We start from the raw sequence: 15,469 nt of genomic DNA on the forward strand, positions 1-15,469 counted from the left end.
GTGTGGCTGGTCGTCCTCTCAGACCAGCTACTGATCGTCGCCTTGGTAGGCCTTTACCCCACCAACTAGCTAATCAGCCATCGGCCAACCCTATAGCGCGAGGCCCGAAGGTCCCCCGCTTTCATCCATGGATCGTATGCGGTATTAATCCGGCTTTCGCCGGGCTATCCCCCACTACAGGACATGTTCCGATGTATTACTCACCCGTTCGCCACTCGCCACCAGGTGCAAGCACCCGTGCTGCCGTTCGACTTGCATGTGTAAGGCATGCCGCCAGCGTTCAATCTGAGCCAGGATCAAACTCTTCAGTTCAAACCTGTTACTGTTTTCGGTTCCGTAGAACCGGTCGCTCACTCAAAGCTGACAGGAATATGAATCACTTCATAAACCTGACTTACTTTAGTGTGAGACTCTTGATACTTTCGCTATCTGATCCGAGGATCAGCTCGCTTTCATCAAGCGCCCACACTTATCGGCTGTTAATTTTTAAAGAGCGTTTCTGCGAGGAACCTGAGACCCCTCGGCAGCGCTGCGTTTTCAGCAGCAGAGAAGCGAGATTATGAACCGTGTTTCGCAGCTCGTCAACAACTTTCTGAACGACTTCGTTGCGACTGCGGGGCCCATCTTCCTGCGCCGCCGAGGCTCGTTACCACCGAACCCCAACAGCACCGCTTCCCTTCCTCCCGCGCCGCGTTTCCGTTAGCGCGAAAGAGGCGTGATTCTAAGCAGCTCGCGGCATTCGCGCAAGGGATTTCGCAAAAAATTTAAGGGGCCGCACGCTCCCGCGTGCGGCCCCTTAAATATGGAAGCAACCGGCCCCGTCAGAAGGCCGCGCGCATCTGGCGTGCGACGATCTCCATATAGTGATCGAGATCCGGCGTCATCTTGCCTTGCTTCTTCGCCGTATCGTCCCAGCGGCGCAGGCGCAGCGCGTCCTCCGCGTACGGGCGCTGCAGAAACGCCGCCGCCTCGTCGTCGCTGAAAATGCCGCCCTGCAACGCCAGGCTGCGCACCGAGTCCGGCGACAGGCTCTCGAAGTAGCCGGCGTCCGTGCGGCACAGGCAGCGCTTCGCGTCGACGTGCAGCCGGATCGGTTCCAGCACCGCGTCGGAAAACAGCGGCCGCAGGAACGGCAGCACGTAATACTGGTGCAGATCGTCTATCCCGCGCGCGCTCGGCGTCTCGCCCTGGCGATTCAGCAGATGGCCGAGATCGTGCAGGAACGCCGCCGCGACCAGCGCTTCGTCGGCCCCGGACTCCTCCGCGAGCAATCCGCTCTGCAATGCATGTTCGAGCTGCGTGACCGGTTCGCCGCTATAGGCCACATGGCCATGCTCGCGATACAGCGCGTGAATCTCGTCCATCGTCAGCGCCATTCGTTTACTCCCAAGGCAGCGAGAACGTCTTCAGGTTCGTGAAGCTCTTCATCGCCTCCTGGACGCCCTCCTTGTACCCGAGCCCCGAATCCTTGATCCCGCCGAACGGCGACAGTTCGATCCGGTATCCCGGCACTTCCCACACGTTCACCGTGCCGACTTTCAGCTCGTTCACGAACCGCACGACGGCCGCCGTGCTGTCCGTACAGACACCCGACGACAGCCCGAACGCCGTGCCGTTGCTGATCCGGATCGCGTCGTCGATCGTGTCGAACGCGATGACGGGCGACACGGGCCCGAACGTCTCCTCGCGCACGATCGTCATCGACGGATCGACGTTGTCGAGCACGGTCGGCGCGTACAGCGCGCCGCGCCGCACGTTGCCCGTCAGCAGGCGCGCACCCTGCGCCACCGCCTCGTTGACGCGCGCCTCGAACAGCCGCGCCGCCGCTTCGTCGATCACGGTGCCCATTTCGTTCGCGGGATCGAACGGATCGCCGTGTTTCCATGCACGTGTCTTCTCGACGAGCAATTCGGTGAACGCTGGCGCGATCGAGCGCTGCACCAGTATCCGCTTGACGGCCGTACATCGCTGGCCCGAATTCCGGTACGACCCGCACACCGCAAGCGACGCCGCGCGGTCGAGATCGGCATCGGCGAGGACGATCAGCGGATCGTTGCCGCCCAGCTCCAGCACGATGCGCCGGTAGCCGGCCCGCGCGGCAATCGCCTTGCCGATCGCGACGCCGCCCGTGAACGTGATCAGCGACGCACGCGGATGCGTGACGAGCTCGTCCGCGATTTCGGCCGGGTTGCCGGTCAGCACCTGCAGCATCGGCTCCGGCAGCCCGGCTTCGTACAGCAGATCGGCCAGATAGAACGCCGACAGCGGCACCTTCTCCGACGGCTTCACGATCACGCGGTTGTTGGTCGCGATCGCCGGCGCGATCTTGTGCGCGACCTGGTTCATCGGATGATTGAACGGCGTGATCGCGACGATCACGCCGTCGAGCGGCTGGCGCTGCGAGAACACGCGCCGCGCCTTGCCGTGGGGCGTCAGGTCGCACGAAAAACTCTGCGCGTCGTCGCGCAGCGCCTCGACCGCGGCGAACTTCAGCACGTCGGCGACACGGCCGATCTCGTAGCGAGAATCCTGTTTCGACAATCCCGACTCGAGCGTGATCAGGTCGGACGCTTCGTCCGCACGTTCGCGCAGCAGCGCGGCCGCGCGCTCGAGGATCTGCGAACGTTCGTAACGCGTCAGCGCCGGCCGGTACGCCATCGCGTAATCGAACGCGGCGCGCACGTCGTCGACGCTCGCCAGCGGCGCCGTACCGACACGCGTGCCGGTGTACGGATCGGTGACGTCGAACACACGGGCGCGCGGCGCGCGCGTGCCGCACCACCGCAGCGCCTCGGCGAGGAACGCCGGGTGGTCTTGCCGGGGATGAGCCATCATGTCGCGATCCGGTTCAACACGAAATCGAACACGTCGAAGTTGCGCGGGCGGCGGGCAGGGTCGTCCCGCTCGATGCGGCGATTGAACAGCAGCGGTACCTCCTGCTCGGACACGCCGCCATGCGAACGCAACGGCACCGTGAGGCCCGACAGATCGTGTTCGCGCTCGCGCGTGCCGAGCGTCATGTCGCGACGGCCGATCACGACGAGATCGCCGATCCGGTCGGCCGGCAGTTCGAAACGTGCCGCGGCTTCCGCGTTGTCGAGCACGAGCTCGACGCCGTCGAGGCCGCCGACACGCCACATCGCCTCGGCCCGGTCGACGCCCGGCGCCAGGTAGATCGTCGCAAACGAACCGAGCGCGCCGTGATGGACGACGTACGGATCGGTAATCGGCAGGATCACGCGCGCAGCCTGCGTGCCGTACCAGCCGTCGAAAGCGTCCTGCAGATAGATCACGTTCGGCCGCCCCGTCGCCGGATCGTGCTTCGCGTTCATCCCGTGGTCGGCCGTGAGCCCGATCGCCCAGCCGAGCGCGTCGAGCTGCGCGAGATAGCCGTCCATCATCGCGTAGAACGCGTTCGCGCCGGCACTGCCCGGCTCGCATTTGTGCTGCACGTAGTCGGTGGTGGACAGGTACATCAGGTCGACCTGGCGCGTCTGCGCGAGCCGCACGCCGGCCGCGAACACGAATTCGGACAACGCCGCGCTGTATACATCCGGCGACGGCAGGCCGACCCAGTCGAGCACGTCGACGATCCCGTTTTCCGTGAGATTAGCCTGCGCGGCCTTCTCGGCCGAAAAGCAGACGCCGTTCAGTTGCCAGCCGAGCAGCCGGCGCAGCTTGTCCTTCGCGGTCACGACGGCCACCCGCGCGCCGGCGTCGGACGCCGCCGCGAGCAGCGTGCCGGCGCGCAGGTAGGCCGGGTCGTTCATCATGACTTCGGCGCCGCGCCCGCCGTCGGCGGCAGGATCCCAGAAATAGTTGCCGCAGATGCCGTGGACCGACGGCGGCACGCCGCAGACGATCGACAGGTTGTTCGGGTTGGTGAAGGTCGGCACGACGCAATCGGCGCGCCACGCGGTGCCTTCCGCGATCATCCGGGCGATGAACGGCGCGACGCCCGCTTCCACCGCGCGTTCGAGATAGTCGTATTCGCAGCCGTCGACACAGACGACGACGGTCGGCTCGACCGGCAGCCGGTAGCGTCGGCCATTGACGTCGATCGAGCGTCCCGCGAGATTCGCCGACCCATTGCCGGCGGCCAGTTGCTCGCCGAGGCGCCGCAAAGCGAATGCGGCGTTCACGATGCCGCCCGCTTGCCGCGCGGCACGCGCGCGGCGATCAGCAGCAGCGCCGCGAGCGACGCGCCGAGCATCAGCAGCGACAGCGCGGACGCCGGCAGGTAATAGCCGCGCTCCACCTGGCCGATCACGACGATCGGCACGGTCGCGAAGCCGGGCGGATACACGGTCAGCGTCGCACCGAGCTCGCCGAGCGACAGCGCAAAGCCGAGCGCGAGGCTCGCGCGCAGCGCCGGCACGAGTTGCGGCAGCAGCACGCGGCGCAGCACCATCGCGGGCGGCGCACCGAGGCTCGCCGCGGCTTCGCGCAGCACGGTCAGCTCCGGACGCAGCGCGGCGGCCGCGCAGCGATAGCAGAACGGCAGAACCAGCGCGAGCTGCACCAGCACGACGATCGCCGCCGAACTCGACAGGTCGAGCGGCTTCTGGTGATACGCGATCAGCACCGCGAGCCCGAGCACGACGCTCGGCACGCCGTTCGGCACCATCACGAGTGCGTCGACGACCGCGCCGAGGCCGCGCCGGTCGCGCCCTTCGAGCGCGAGCGCCAGCCACAACCCGAGGACCGTGCCAAGCGCCGAGACGCCGAAGCCGATTTCGAGGCTCGTCAGCAGCGCGTCGTATTCCTGCGACCCGAGCCGCTCGAACCAGCGCAGGCTGTAGCCGGCCGGCAGGATCGTGCCCGACCACTGCGTCGACACGCTCGACAGCGCGACGACGATCACCGGCAGCACGAACAGCCAGAAGCACGCGAACGCGGCCAGCGCGAGCGCGGCGCGCGACGCATGCGCGAGCAGCGCGTCGGTCCAGCCGATCCGGTGACGCGGCACGGCCTGCCCGATACGAAATTCAGCGGACATCGTTCCCTCCCGTCGCACGCCGGTTCACCCGGCGATAAACCGCATACAGCGCCAGCGACAGCGACAACATCACGACCGCGCCGGCCGACGCGGTCGGCAGGTCGAGATCGACGGTCGCGCTGCTGTAGATCGAGACCGGCAGCGTGACGAGCCGCGCGCTGCCGAGCACGAGCAGGATGCCGAACTCGTTCAGCGTCAGCAGGAAGCACAGCACGGTGCCGGCGGCGATGCCCGGCCACGCGATCGGCAGCACGACGCGGCGCGCGAGCATCCAGCCGGGCGCGCCGAGGCTGCGCGCGGCTTCGATCAGCCGCAGGTCGAGCGTCGCGAACGACGCGAGCGTCGGCCGCACGACGAACGGCGTGTAGAACACGGTCTGCGCGAGGATCACGCCGCCTATGCCGAACAGGAAGTCCAGCGGCGGATTCTCGAGATGGAACAGACGTTGCAGCGCGATGCCGATCGAGCCTTGCGAGCCGTACAGGAAGATCAGCGTGAACGCGACGAGAAACGACGGAAACGCGACGTACAGCTCAAGGAAGCGCGTGACGAGCGACGCGCCCGGGAACGGCCTGAAGAACAGCAGCGCGGCCAGCAGCACGCCAAGCACCGACGCGGTGCTGGCGCTCGCGAACAGCACGCCCAGCGTCGTCAGCAGCACGTTGCGCGTGTCGGGATTGCCGAAGAAGGTCCGGTACGCGGCAAGACTCAGCCCGTGGTCGCCCGACACGCTCAGCAGCACGAGCCGCACCAGCGGATAGACGACGAGCGGGCCCAGCACGACGATCGCCAGCACAGCCAGGTGCAGGTCGCCGATGCGCCTGCGGCGCCGCGCGGCGGCGGCGTGCGCGGCGGCCGACGCGAGCACGTGCGGCGGCAGGCCGGCTTCAGGGCTCGATAAGGACGACATCGTCTGCCTCGCAATGCAGGGAAACGCGCGCACCGCGCTCGGGAGCCGCACCGCGGCCGCGTTGCATCGTCACGCGCACGGGCTCGTCGGGCGCCGCGTCGATCACGACCGCGATCGACAGGTCCGCGCCCTGCCATTCGACCGACGACACCGTGCCATGCAGGCCACCGGCGGCGGGCGGTATCACGGTCAGGCGCTCGGGGCGCACGCACGCGACCTTGTCGCGCACCTCGTGGCGCGGATCGCCGAGCGGGAAGATCACGTGCGGCGGCAACAGGTTTGCCGGGCCGAGATAGCGCGCGACGTAGCCGTCGCGCGGTGCGTCGTACAACTGCTGCGGCGTGCCGAGCTGCGCGATGCGGCCGTCGCGCATCAGCAGCGCACGGTCGGACAGCACGAGCGCGTCGTCGCGGTCGTGCGTCACGCACACGACGGTCAGGTTCGGCAAGCGCTCGTGCAGCGCCTTCAGCTCGCTGCGCACCGACGCGCGCAGGTTGGCGTCGAGCGCCGACAGCGGCTCGTCGAGCAGCAGCACGTCGGGCTCGATTACGAGCGCGCGCGCCAGCGCGACGCGCTGCTGCATCCCGCCCGACAGTTGCGCGGGCAGGTGGTGGCCCGCATCGCCGAGCTGCACCAGCTTCAGCGCATCGGCGACGCGGCGCGTGACTTCCGACGACGCCATGCCGCGGGCGCGCAGCCCGAATGCGACGTTCTCGAACACCGACAGGTGCGGGAACAGCGCGTAATTCTGGAACAGCAGACCGAGATTGCGCTTGTGCGGCGGCGCATAGGTCAGGTCGCGTCCGGCCACGGTCAGCGTGCCGGTCAGGCCGTCGGCCTTCACGAACCCGGCGATGAAGCGCAGCAGCGTGGTCTTGCCGCAGCCGCTCTTGCCAAGCACGGTCAGAAATTCGCCGGCGCCGATCGACAGCGACAGATCGTCCAGCACCGTGCGTGCGCCGTAGCGCACGCTCAGATGCTCGATCCGCACGCCGCCCGGCGCGCCGGACCGCGGCGTCGCGTGCGGTTCGGCGGCGCCGAATGCGCCGGGATGGGTCAGGGCGGTGTCCACCGGGTTCATCCTCTTGCTCGCTGATACAGGCGGCGTGCGCCGCTCACTTCGGCTTGACGACGTCGAGCGGCTTGCCCGAGCTGCCGATCACGTCCTTCTTCCAGCGCTCGATCCATTCCGGCTTCTTCGCCATCACCTGGGTCCAGTCGACCGGAATCAGCTTCACGCCCGCGATCGCCTTCTTGACCGCTTCGCCGTTCTTGCCGGCCAGCGGCACGTCGATGCGGCCCGGGATGCCGTACATGTCCGGCACCTTCGACTGCACTTCCGTCGACATCAGATAGTCGATCAGCTTCCTGCCGGCATCCTGGTTCGGGCCGCTCTTGATCAGGCCGATGCCGTACGGGAGCTGGAACGTGGTCGGCTGGTCGCCGGCCTTCGCGGCCAGGAAGATCGGCTTGACGGACAGCGCGCCGTGTTCGGCGTCGTCGAGGTCCATCTGCAGATCGCCGTTCGCGACGCTGATCTCGTTACGCGACAGCAGCACGTTCAGGTATCCGGTGCCCTTCGTGTGGAACTTCACGCTCTGCGACAGCTTCGCGAGGTAGTCGAATGCCTTGTCCTCGCCCATCAGCGACGTCGTCAGGATCAGCACGGCCATCCCGTCGCCGGCCGTGGCCGGGTTCGAGTACGCGACCTTGCCGGCGTAGGCCGGCGCGAGCAGGTCGGCGAACGTCTTCGGCTGGTTTTTCACGACGTCCGGATTGATCGCGAACGAGAAGTAGTTGTTCACGAACGTCGCCCACGTGCCGTCCTCGGCCTTCGCGATGGCCGGCACGTTCTTGTAGTTCACGCTCTGGTACGGCTGCAACAGGCCCATCTGGCCGGCCTGCTGGATGAACGGCGGCAACGTGACGATCACGTCGGCCTTCGGGGCGTTCTTCTCGATGTTCGCGCGGTTCACCACCTCGCCGCTGCCCGCCGTCACGATGTTGACCTTCACGCCTTCCTTCTTCTCGAAAGCCGGCAGCACATCGCGATAGAGATTCTCGAGACCGTCCGCCGTGTACAGCACGACCGCGTTTGCCGCATGCGCCGGCAGCGCGGCGCCTTGCAGCAGACCGGCGGCGCAGGCGGCCAGCGCGAGCTTGCGGAACGCGCCGGCGGCGGCGCGCGAGGGTTTCTGCAGTGTCATCTCACTTCTCCGTAGGCGGAACACCAAACGGCCGGGGCACGATCCGGCTCTCCTGTTATCTCCGGGCAGGCCGCCTCGCGGCCCGCCGCGCTACCGCGCTCAGGCTGCGTGTCGCGCGGCAACCGAAGGATCACAGCGTTCGATGACAAAGCCGTGACGAATGCCACAATTTCCAAAAAATGACACATTTTGCCACTATCATGCAAGTCATTCAGAAACGCCATCCGGCGTTTCCTTCGCCCTTTGCTGGAGGTAAAAACCATGCCCGACCCGATCTTGCTGACGCCCGGCCCGCTCACCACGTCCGCCACAACACGCCACGCAATGCAACATGACTGGGGGTCGTGGGACGCCGCTTTCAATCAGATGACAGCCAGCGTCTGCGCCGACCTCGTCGCCATCGCGCGCGGCGGCGACGCGTACGTGTGCGTGCCGATGCAGGGCAGCGGCACGTTCTCGGTCGAAGCGGCACTCGGCACGCTCGTGCCGCGCGACGGTGTCGTGCTGGTGCCCGACAACGGCGCGTATTGCGCGCGCATTCTGAAGATTCTCGGCAGGCTGGGCATCGACGCGATCGCGTTGCCGTTCGGCGAAGACGCGGCCGTCGACGCGGCAGCCGTCGAGGCCGCGTTCGCGCGCGAGCCGCGCATCACGCACGTCGCGCTCGTGCACCTGGAAACGAGCGCCGGGATCCTGAATCCGCTCGATGCGATCGCGGCCGCGTGCCGGCGGCACGGCAAGCGGCTGATCGTCGATGCGATGAGTTCGTTCGGCGCGCTGCCGATCGCGCTGGCTGGCAGCGGCATCGACGCGCTGATCTCGGCCAGCGGCAAATGCCTCGAAGGCGTGCCGGGAATGGGATTCGCGATCGTGCGGCGCGACGCGCTCGACGCGAGCGAAGGCAACTCGCCATCGCTCGCGCTCGATCTCCATGATCAGTACGCGTATCTGCGCAAGACGGGGCAATGGCGCTTCACGCCGCCGACGCACGTGATTGCCGCGCTACGTGCCGCGCTCGACCAGTACCACGCCGAAGGCGGCCAGCCGGCGCGCGGCGCACGCTATGCGGAGAACTGCCGGACGCTGATCGAATCGATGCGCGCGCTCGGCTTCGTGCCGTTCCTCGACGCGAGCGTGCAGGCGCCGGTGATCGTCACGTTTCACGCGCCCGACCATCCGGCCTACGATTTCCGCCGCTTCTACGACGCGGTGCGCGACGCGGGCTTCATCCTGTATCCGGGCAAGCTCACGCGGCTCGAGACGTTCCGCGTGGGCTGCATCGGCGCGATCGACGCGAACGATATCCGGCGCGCGGTCGCCGCCATCGCGGCCGCGGTCGAATCGCTCGGCATCGCGATGCAGCACGCATGAAGTGGGGTGCATGCCGGCCCGCGCGCCGGCGCGCGCACACAAAAAAGCCCGGCGGCCGAATGGCCGCCGGGCGAACGCACCGAGTGTGCGGGGAGTCTGTACTTACAGCTCGATCCGCTTGATGTCGCCGACGACGAAGATGTACGACAGTGCACCGATCAGCGCGATCACGCCGATGAACACGAGCGCGCCGACGAACGAGCCGGTCGACGCGACGATGAAGCCGACGACGAGCGGCGTGATGATGCCGGCAAGGTTCGCCGCGAAGTTGAAGATGCCGCCCGTCACGCCGAGCAGGCCGTCCGGCGCGATGTCCGACACGAGCGTCCAGCCGAGCGCGGCCATCCCTTGCGCGAAGAACGCGACCGACATGATTGCGATCACGGCTTCGTTGCTCTGCACGTAGTTCGCGAGAATGATCGTCGATGCGAGCAGCAGCCCCGCGATGATCGGCAGCTTGCGTGCGAGGTTCGCGGACTTGCCGCGGCGCAGCAGCCAGTCGGAGAAGATGCCGCCGAACATCACGCCGACCGACGCGGCGATGAACGGCATCACCGCGAAGAAGCCGATCTTCAGCCAGCCCATGTGGCGCTCGGTGGCCAGATAGGTCGGGAACCAGGTCAGGAAGAACACGAGCGTCGAATTGCCGGCGAACTGGCCGAGGCAGATGCCCGCGAGCTGGCGCTTCTTCACCAGTTGGCCAACCATCGACCAGCTGAACTTGGCCTGCGCCGGCTTGTCGCCCTTGTCGCCGTTCTTGCGCGCGCCATGAACGAGACCGCCGCCCGCCTCGATATAGGCCAGTTCCGCCGCGTTCGCGCCCGGATGGTTGCGCGGCTCGTGGTAGAACTTCCACCAGACGAAGCCGAACGCAATGCCGACCGCACCCACGACCCAGAACAGCGAGCGCCAGCCGAACGCGCCCATCAGCGCGAACAGCACCGGGCTGAAGAACGCGAGGCCGATGTATTCGCCGACGGTATACGTGCCCGTCGCCATCGCGCGTTCGTTCTGCGGGAACCAAGTCGCGACGACGCGGCTATTGGTCGGGAAGCACGGCGCTTCCGTCACGCCGAGACCGAGGCGGCACGCGAGCAACGTCGCGACGCCCGGCACGAAGCCTTGCAGGAACGTGCACAGCGACCACAGCGTCATCGACCAGTAATAGGTGATCTTGCTGCCGAAGCGGTCGAGGAACAGGCCGCCGGGCACCTGCATCGCCACGTACGTCCACGAAAACGCGGAGAACATGATGCCCATCACGGCCGCATTGATGCCGAGCTCCTTGGTGAGCTGCGGCGCAGCCACGCCCAGCACGGTGCGGTCGAGATAGTTGATCATCGTGCCGATCGCGAGCAGCGCGAGGATCTTGTAGCGCGCCGACGTGCGCCGGACCGTGCCGGCCGCCTGCGCCGACGCGGCGCTCGTGTGGGTGGTGTGCTGCATGGTCGTCTCCTGGTCTCTTTGTGTGTCTGTAAGGGGTCAGCGCGCGACGAGCGACTGAAAGTGACCGAACATCCGCTCGGCGTCGGGCGTGCGCCCGGTGAACAACTCGAACGCGTCGACGGCCTGGTACACGGCCATCCCGCCGCCCGGCAGCGTCGCGCAGCCGGCCGCGCGCGCGGCGTGGATCAGCTCGGTTTCGAGCGGGAAATACACGATGTCGGCCACCCACATGCCCGCGTGCAGCAGGTCGGCCGGCAGCGGCAGGCCCGGATGCTTGGCCATGCCGGTCGGCGTGCAGTGGATCAGGCCGGTCGCGGCGCGCATCGCGGCCGCGAGCGCGCCGCCCGACGGCGCACCGCCCGACACGACCTGCGCGGCGGGGAAGCGCTGCTGCAGCTCGGCCGCCAGCGCGGTGGCGCGCGTGCCGTCGACGTCGAAGATCGTGAGTTCGGTCGCGCCCATCTGCAGCGCCGCGTGGGCGACAGCCGCGCCCGCGCCGCCCGCGCCGAGCTGGACGACGCGTTCGAGCGACGCGCCGGGCAGCCCGCGGCCAAACGATTTCGCGAAGCCCGACCAGTCGGTGTTGTGGCCGATCCGCTTGCCGTCCTTGAACAGCACGGTATTCACCGCGCCGAGCGCGCGCGCGTCGTCCGACAGCGCGTCGAGGTGCTCGATCACGCGCTGCTTGCACGGGTGCGTGATGTTCAGCCCGTTGTAGCCCATCCGCTGCGCGGCATCGAGCAGTTGCGGCAGCGCGTCGACGCTCACGCCGAGCACGTCGAGATCGAGGCGCCGATACACGTAGCCGAAACCCTGGCGGAAGCCTTCTTCCTCGTGCATCGCGGGCGACAGCGAACCGCCGATGCCCTGGCCGATCAGGCCGATCAGAAACGACGGGCGGCTCATCGTGCGGCTTCCTTCGCGAACAGCGTCGCCAGGCGCTGCAGCGCGAACACGTAGCCCTCGGTGCCGCAGCCGCAGATCACGGCTTCGGCGAGCGCCGACACGTACGAATGGTGGCGGAACGCCTCGCGGCGATGGACGTTCGAGATATGCACTTCGATCACCGGCTTCGCGATCGCGGAAAGCGCGTCGGCCAGCGCCACCGACGTATGCGTATAGGCGGCAGGGTTGATCACGATGCCGTGCGTGTCGTGACGCGCGGCATGCAGCCAGTCGATCAGCTGGTGCTCGGCATTCGACTGGCGAAAGTCGATGTCGAGCCCGAGCCCTTCCGCCGCCGTGCGGCAGCGCTGCTCGAGATCCGCGAGCGTTTCCGCGCCGTAGATATGCGGCTCGCGCGTGCCCAGCAGATTCAGGTTCGGGCCGTTCAGTACCAGCACCTTGTGCTTGCTCATCGTGTTTCTGCTCCTGAAACAGGGGCGGACCACGATCGGCGCCGCCCCGAAGACATCGGAATTTGGCGCTAGTGTGCGCCCGGGCGAGCGGGCTGTCTTTTCGGGTTTTCGCTAATTTGTACCATCTAGTTAGTTTGTACAATACACATCACTAGCCTAGTAAATTCGGGATATGGCGCGCGCGCCGAACTCAACGACTGGTCCATTCAGGGTCGGTTCGAGCAGCGCCATACCCCGCTCATCAGCAGGAATCGCCCATGCAGCGCTCGATCGCCACCGTGTCACTGTCCGGCACGCTCGCCGAGAAACTCGCCGCCATCCAGGCCGCGGGCTTCGACGGCGTCGAAATCTTCGAAAACGACCTCGTCTACTTCGACGGATCGCCGGCCGATGTCCGGCGCATGGCCGCCGATCTGGGCCTCGACATCGTGCTGTTCCAGCCGTTTCGCGACTTCGAGGGCGTGAGCGCGGCCCAGCTCGCGCGCAATCTCGACCGCATCAAGCGCAAGTTCGACGTGATGCATGCGCTCGGCACCGACCGCATCCTCGTCTGCAGCAGCGTGGCGGCCGACACGATCGCCGACGACGCGTTGCTCGTCGACCAGCTCGGCGTGCTCGCCGAAGCCGCGCGGCAGGCCGGTGTGGTGGCCGCGTACGAAGCGCTCGCGTGGGGCCGCGTCGTGAAGCGGTACGGCCACGCGTGGAAGCTCGTGAATGCGGTGAACAGCCCGCATCTCGGCCTGGCGCTCGACAGCTTCCACACGCTGTCGCTCGACGATTCGCCGGACGCGATCGCCGACATCCCCGGCGACCGGATCGCCTTCGTGCAGATCGCCGACGCGCCGAAGCTCGTGATGGACGTGATCGAATGGAGCCGCCACTACCGCTCGTTCCCGGGCCAGGGCGACTTCGACCTGGCGCGCTTCACCGCGCGCGTGATCGAGTCGGGCTATACAGGGCCGCTGTCGCTGGAGATCTTCAACGACGGCTTCCGCGCGGCGCCGACCGCGCTCACGGCCGCCGACGGCCATCGCTCGCTGCTCTATCTGGAAGACCTGACGCGCGCGCGGCTCGCCCAGGAGGGCCGCGCGCCGGCCGCCAGCCAGCCGCTGTTCGCACCGCCCGCGCCGCCCGCGCACGTCGGGTTCCAGTTCATCGAATTCGCGGTCGACGCGCAGGCGGCGGCGACCGTCGGCGAATGGCTCGGCCGGATGCGCTTCCGGCTCGCCGGCAGGCATCGCTCGAAGGACGTGACGCTGTTCCAGCACGGCGCCGCATCGATCGTGCTCAATGCCGAGCGCGACTCGTTCGCCGATGCGTTCTTCCAGCAGCACGGGCTGTCGCTGTGCGCGTCGGCGTTTCGCGTCGACGACGCCAAAGTGGCGTTCGAACGCGCGGCCGGCTTCGGCTACGCGCCGTTCTCCGGCCGCGTCGGGCCGAACGAGCGCGTGCTGCCGAGCGTGAAGGCGCCGGACGGCAGCCTCGAATATTTCGTCGACGAAGCGCCGGATGCGCCGACGCTGTATGAATCGGACTTCGTGCTGACCGACATCGACGGCCCGACCGAAGTCGGCCCGCTGACGGGCATCGATCACGTGTGCCTCGCGCTGCCGGCCGACGCGCTCGACACGTGGATCCTGTTCTTCAAGACCGCGTTCGGCTTCGAGGCCGAGCGCAGTTGGCTCGTGCCCGATCCGTACGGGCTGATGCGCAGCCGCGCGGTGCGCAGCGCCGACGGCTCGGTGCGGATCGCGCTGAACGCATCGGTCGACCGTCATACGGCCGTCGCCGAATCGCTCGACCGCTACCACGGCACGGGGCTGAACCACGTCGCGTTCCGCACCGACGACATCGTGAAGACGGTCGCCGCGTTCGCGGCCGACGGCGTCCCGTTCCTGCGCATTCCGGCCAATTACTACGACGACCTCGCCGCGCGCTACGCGCTGCCGGACGAACTGATCGACACGCTGAGCGCGCACCACCTGCTCTACGACCGCGACGAGCACGGCGGCGAATTCCTGCACGCGTATACGGAACTGGTCGACAACCGCTTCTCGCTCGAGATCGTCGAGCGGCGCGGCGGGTACGACGGCTATGGCGCGGCGAATGCGGCCGTGCGGCTCGCCGCGCAGGCGCAGCGCAGGAAATAGGGCGAATCGGGTATCGTGGGCATCGACAGTGGAGGTGGTCCGCGGTTGAAGCAAGGAGGCACGTCCCGCGCGCACCATCGTGGCGAACGAGACGGGCGCGTATCAGCCCGCGCGGCTCACCGCGATCGGCCCGGGGACACTCATAAAAAAGCCCGCATCTCTGCGGGCTTGTAAGATTAACGGCGCATCTTCATGCAGGTTTGGCATGCTCTTCATGTAAGGCCTCCAACGCCGCACGCGCCAGGAAACCACTCCTGGTTTCGTGACGGGATGCCACATACGCGTCAATCTTATGAAGTACAAATCTTGGCAAACTTACGTTAATACGCTCAGGCTTCGAGTCGAGCTGAGATAAGTCAACGCTCACGAAAGCCCACACAGCCCCTGCGTAGTCCGGGTTGCTTGCCAAATTTTCGATGGTCGAGCAATTAAAGGCGACGTCCTCGCCCAGCTCGATTAAGGTCTCGACATGAGAGACGATTGCTTCTTTTGTGTTCCTGATTGCATCATCGATGGTCTCGCCCCAGGAATGAACGCCCGGTATATCCGGAACAATCACTCCGTAGACGGTCCCATCGTCCTTATGGATTGCGATGGGAAATTCCATGTTTGCCATTCCTTTGTTGTCCTGCTTCCGTGGTAGCACTAGCTTCTCTTATGTACCGCTTATTGACATTCGTCTTATGTGAAGCGACCTTGGTTGCATCAATTTTAAAAGTACTGCTTCCTTCCCCTGCATCCTGTTGGGTCGGTAAAAAACCGCCGGTCACTTCAGACCAGCGGTTTTCAGGATGCTCTTTGTTGTCCCCATTGGCAGGTCCTTGTTCGGGTGTGGAACCGTCGCAAGCCCCGGCTTCGTGGGGTGTTTGAAGTGGTGGTGGCTGCCTTTCGTTCTTACCAAAAACCAGCCGTCCTCTTCTAGCATCCGGATAAGCTCTGCTCATGGCTCCTCCGCTGTGCTTGTGTGTAATTATACACACGGACAAGGAGGGCACAAGTATTTTTGTGTAGTTGTGTGTATAGCGACA

General features: G+C 66.5%; 14 protein-coding genes and 1 rRNA gene. 2 read left to right on the top strand and 13 right to left on the bottom strand.

From position 1 onward, the window contains the following. From LGM42_RS20095 to phnS, 8 genes are all read right to left on the bottom strand, one after another. Positions 1-312 (bottom strand): 16S ribosomal RNA (locus tag LGM42_RS20095); the annotation flags it as partial. Between the two features lie 509 nt (positions 313-821). Then, complete coding sequence (locus LGM42_RS20100) at positions 822-1,376, bottom strand: phosphonate degradation HD-domain oxygenase (protein ID WP_059582157.1); 555 nt, start codon at positions 1,374-1,376, stop codon at positions 822-824. Between the two features lie 4 nt (positions 1,377-1,380). After that, positions 1,381-2,835, bottom strand: coding sequence for a phosphonoacetaldehyde dehydrogenase (gene phnY, locus LGM42_RS20105; RefSeq protein WP_226233005.1), 1,455 nt, complete (start codon positions 2,833-2,835; stop codon positions 1,381-1,383). After that, positions 2,832-4,142 (bottom strand): phosphonoacetate hydrolase, encoded by a 1,311-nt coding sequence (phnA, locus tag LGM42_RS20110; RefSeq protein ID WP_226233006.1) that lies wholly within the window; start codon positions 4,140-4,142, stop codon positions 2,832-2,834. Before phnA ends, phnY begins: the two co-directional genes overlap by 4 nt. Beyond that, complete coding sequence (gene phnV, locus LGM42_RS20115; RefSeq protein ID WP_226233007.1) at positions 4,139-4,999, bottom strand: 2-aminoethylphosphonate ABC transport system, membrane component PhnV; 861 nt, start codon at positions 4,997-4,999, stop codon at positions 4,139-4,141. Before phnV ends, phnA begins: the two co-directional genes overlap by 4 nt. After that, a complete protein-coding gene (gene phnU, locus LGM42_RS20120; protein WP_226233008.1) occupies positions 4,989-5,909 on the bottom strand; it encodes a 2-aminoethylphosphonate ABC transporter permease subunit in 921 nt (306 codons plus the stop codon). The genes phnV and phnU overlap by 11 nt, the downstream gene beginning before the upstream one ends. After that, entirely contained in the window at positions 5,887-6,990 is a 1,104-nt protein-coding gene (gene phnT / locus LGM42_RS20125; RefSeq protein WP_060968312.1) for a 2-aminoethylphosphonate ABC transport system ATP-binding subunit PhnT, read from the bottom strand. Before phnT ends, phnU begins: the two co-directional genes overlap by 23 nt. Positions 6,991-7,024: 34 nt before the next feature. Beyond that, entirely contained in the window at positions 7,025-8,116 is a 1,092-nt protein-coding gene (phnS, locus tag LGM42_RS20130; RefSeq protein ID WP_226233009.1) for a 2-aminoethylphosphonate ABC transporter substrate-binding protein, read from the bottom strand. Positions 8,117-8,377: 261 nt separating this feature from the next. Here phnS and LGM42_RS20135 point away from each other — a divergent pair, with 261 nt between their 5' ends. Then, positions 8,378-9,487 (top strand): 2-aminoethylphosphonate--pyruvate transaminase, encoded by a 1,110-nt coding sequence (locus LGM42_RS20135; RefSeq protein ID WP_226233010.1) that lies wholly within the window; start codon positions 8,378-8,380, stop codon positions 9,485-9,487. A gap of 102 nt (positions 9,488-9,589) precedes the next feature. Here LGM42_RS20135 and LGM42_RS20140 read toward each other — a convergent pair whose 3' ends face one another. From LGM42_RS20140 to aroQ, 3 genes are read right to left on the bottom strand one after another with little or no spacing between them, the layout of a single operon-like run. Continuing rightward, positions 9,590-10,933 carry an MFS transporter gene (locus LGM42_RS20140; RefSeq protein WP_059582138.1) on the bottom strand — a complete coding sequence of 448 codons (1,344 nt, stop codon included), beginning with the start codon at positions 10,931-10,933 and terminating at the stop codon, positions 9,590-9,592. Between the two features lie 36 nt (positions 10,934-10,969). After that, positions 10,970-11,839 carry a shikimate dehydrogenase gene (locus LGM42_RS20145; protein ID WP_226233011.1) on the bottom strand — a complete coding sequence of 290 codons (870 nt, stop codon included), beginning with the start codon at positions 11,837-11,839 and terminating at the stop codon, positions 10,970-10,972. Further along, positions 11,836-12,291: a type II 3-dehydroquinate dehydratase gene (gene aroQ, locus LGM42_RS20150; protein ID WP_059641647.1), complete on the bottom strand. Its 456-nt coding sequence runs from the start codon at positions 12,289-12,291 to the stop codon at positions 11,836-11,838. The genes LGM42_RS20145 and aroQ overlap by 4 nt, the downstream gene beginning before the upstream one ends. A 257-nt stretch (positions 12,292-12,548) precedes the next feature. Here aroQ and LGM42_RS20155 point away from each other — a divergent pair, with 257 nt between their 5' ends. After that, positions 12,549-14,441: a bifunctional sugar phosphate isomerase/epimerase/4-hydroxyphenylpyruvate dioxygenase family protein gene (locus tag LGM42_RS20155; protein WP_124860296.1), complete on the top strand. Its 1,893-nt coding sequence runs from the start codon at positions 12,549-12,551 to the stop codon at positions 14,439-14,441. A 190-nt stretch (positions 14,442-14,631) separates the two neighbouring features. Here the strand turns inward: LGM42_RS20155 and LGM42_RS20160 are convergent, their stop codons facing one another. Together LGM42_RS20160 and LGM42_RS20165 are read right to left on the bottom strand one after the other, a co-directional pair. Next, positions 14,632-15,048: a type II toxin-antitoxin system HicB family antitoxin gene (locus tag LGM42_RS20160; RefSeq protein WP_081083294.1), complete on the bottom strand. Its 417-nt coding sequence runs from the start codon at positions 15,046-15,048 to the stop codon at positions 14,632-14,634. 159 nt (positions 15,049-15,207) lie between these two features. Further along, on the bottom strand, positions 15,208-15,366 hold the full coding sequence (locus LGM42_RS20165; RefSeq protein ID WP_226233012.1) for a type II toxin-antitoxin system HicA family toxin: 159 nt from the start codon (positions 15,364-15,366) through the stop codon (positions 15,208-15,210). Positions 15,367-15,469 lie beyond the last annotated feature (103 nt).

Origin of the sequence: Burkholderia sp. AU39826 (assembly GCF_020419965.1) — a bacterium.
In the GTDB taxonomy this organism is placed as follows: domain Bacteria; phylum Pseudomonadota; class Gammaproteobacteria; order Burkholderiales; family Burkholderiaceae; genus Burkholderia; species Burkholderia semiarida.

Bases quoted from the DNA above. Each gene is read 5' to 3' on its own strand.
- LGM42_RS20140 (WP_059582138.1), bottom strand. From the start codon at position 10,933: ATGCAGCACACCACCCACACGAGCGCCGCGTCGGCGCAGGCGGCCGGC.
- LGM42_RS20135 (WP_226233010.1), top strand. From the start codon at position 8,378: ATGCCCGACCCGATCTTGCTGACGCCCGGCCCGCTCACCACGTCCGCC.
- LGM42_RS20165 (WP_226233012.1), bottom strand. From the start codon at position 15,366: ATGCTAGAAGAGGACGGCTGGTTTTTGGTAAGAACGAAAGGCAGCCAC.
- LGM42_RS20145 (WP_226233011.1), bottom strand. From the start codon at position 11,839: ATGAGCCGCCCGTCGTTTCTGATCGGCCTGATCGGCCAGGGCATCGGC.
- aroQ (WP_059641647.1), bottom strand. From the start codon at position 12,291: ATGAGCAAGCACAAGGTGCTGGTACTGAACGGCCCGAACCTGAATCTG.
- phnU (WP_226233008.1), bottom strand. From the start codon at position 5,909: ATGTCGTCCTTATCGAGCCCTGAAGCCGGCCTGCCGCCGCACGTGCTC.
- phnY (WP_226233005.1), bottom strand. From the start codon at position 2,835: ATGATGGCTCATCCCCGGCAAGACCACCCGGCGTTCCTCGCCGAGGCG.
- LGM42_RS20155 (WP_124860296.1), top strand. From the start codon at position 12,549: ATGCAGCGCTCGATCGCCACCGTGTCACTGTCCGGCACGCTCGCCGAG.
- LGM42_RS20160 (WP_081083294.1), bottom strand. From the start codon at position 15,048: ATGGAATTTCCCATCGCAATCCATAAGGACGATGGGACCGTCTACGGA.
- phnV (WP_226233007.1), bottom strand. From the start codon at position 4,999: ATGTCCGCTGAATTTCGTATCGGGCAGGCCGTGCCGCGTCACCGGATC.
- LGM42_RS20100 (WP_059582157.1), bottom strand. From the start codon at position 1,376: ATGGCGCTGACGATGGACGAGATTCACGCGCTGTATCGCGAGCATGGC.
- phnT (WP_060968312.1), bottom strand. From the start codon at position 6,990: ATGAACCCGGTGGACACCGCCCTGACCCATCCCGGCGCATTCGGCGCC.
- phnS (WP_226233009.1), bottom strand. From the start codon at position 8,116: ATGACACTGCAGAAACCCTCGCGCGCCGCCGCCGGCGCGTTCCGCAAG.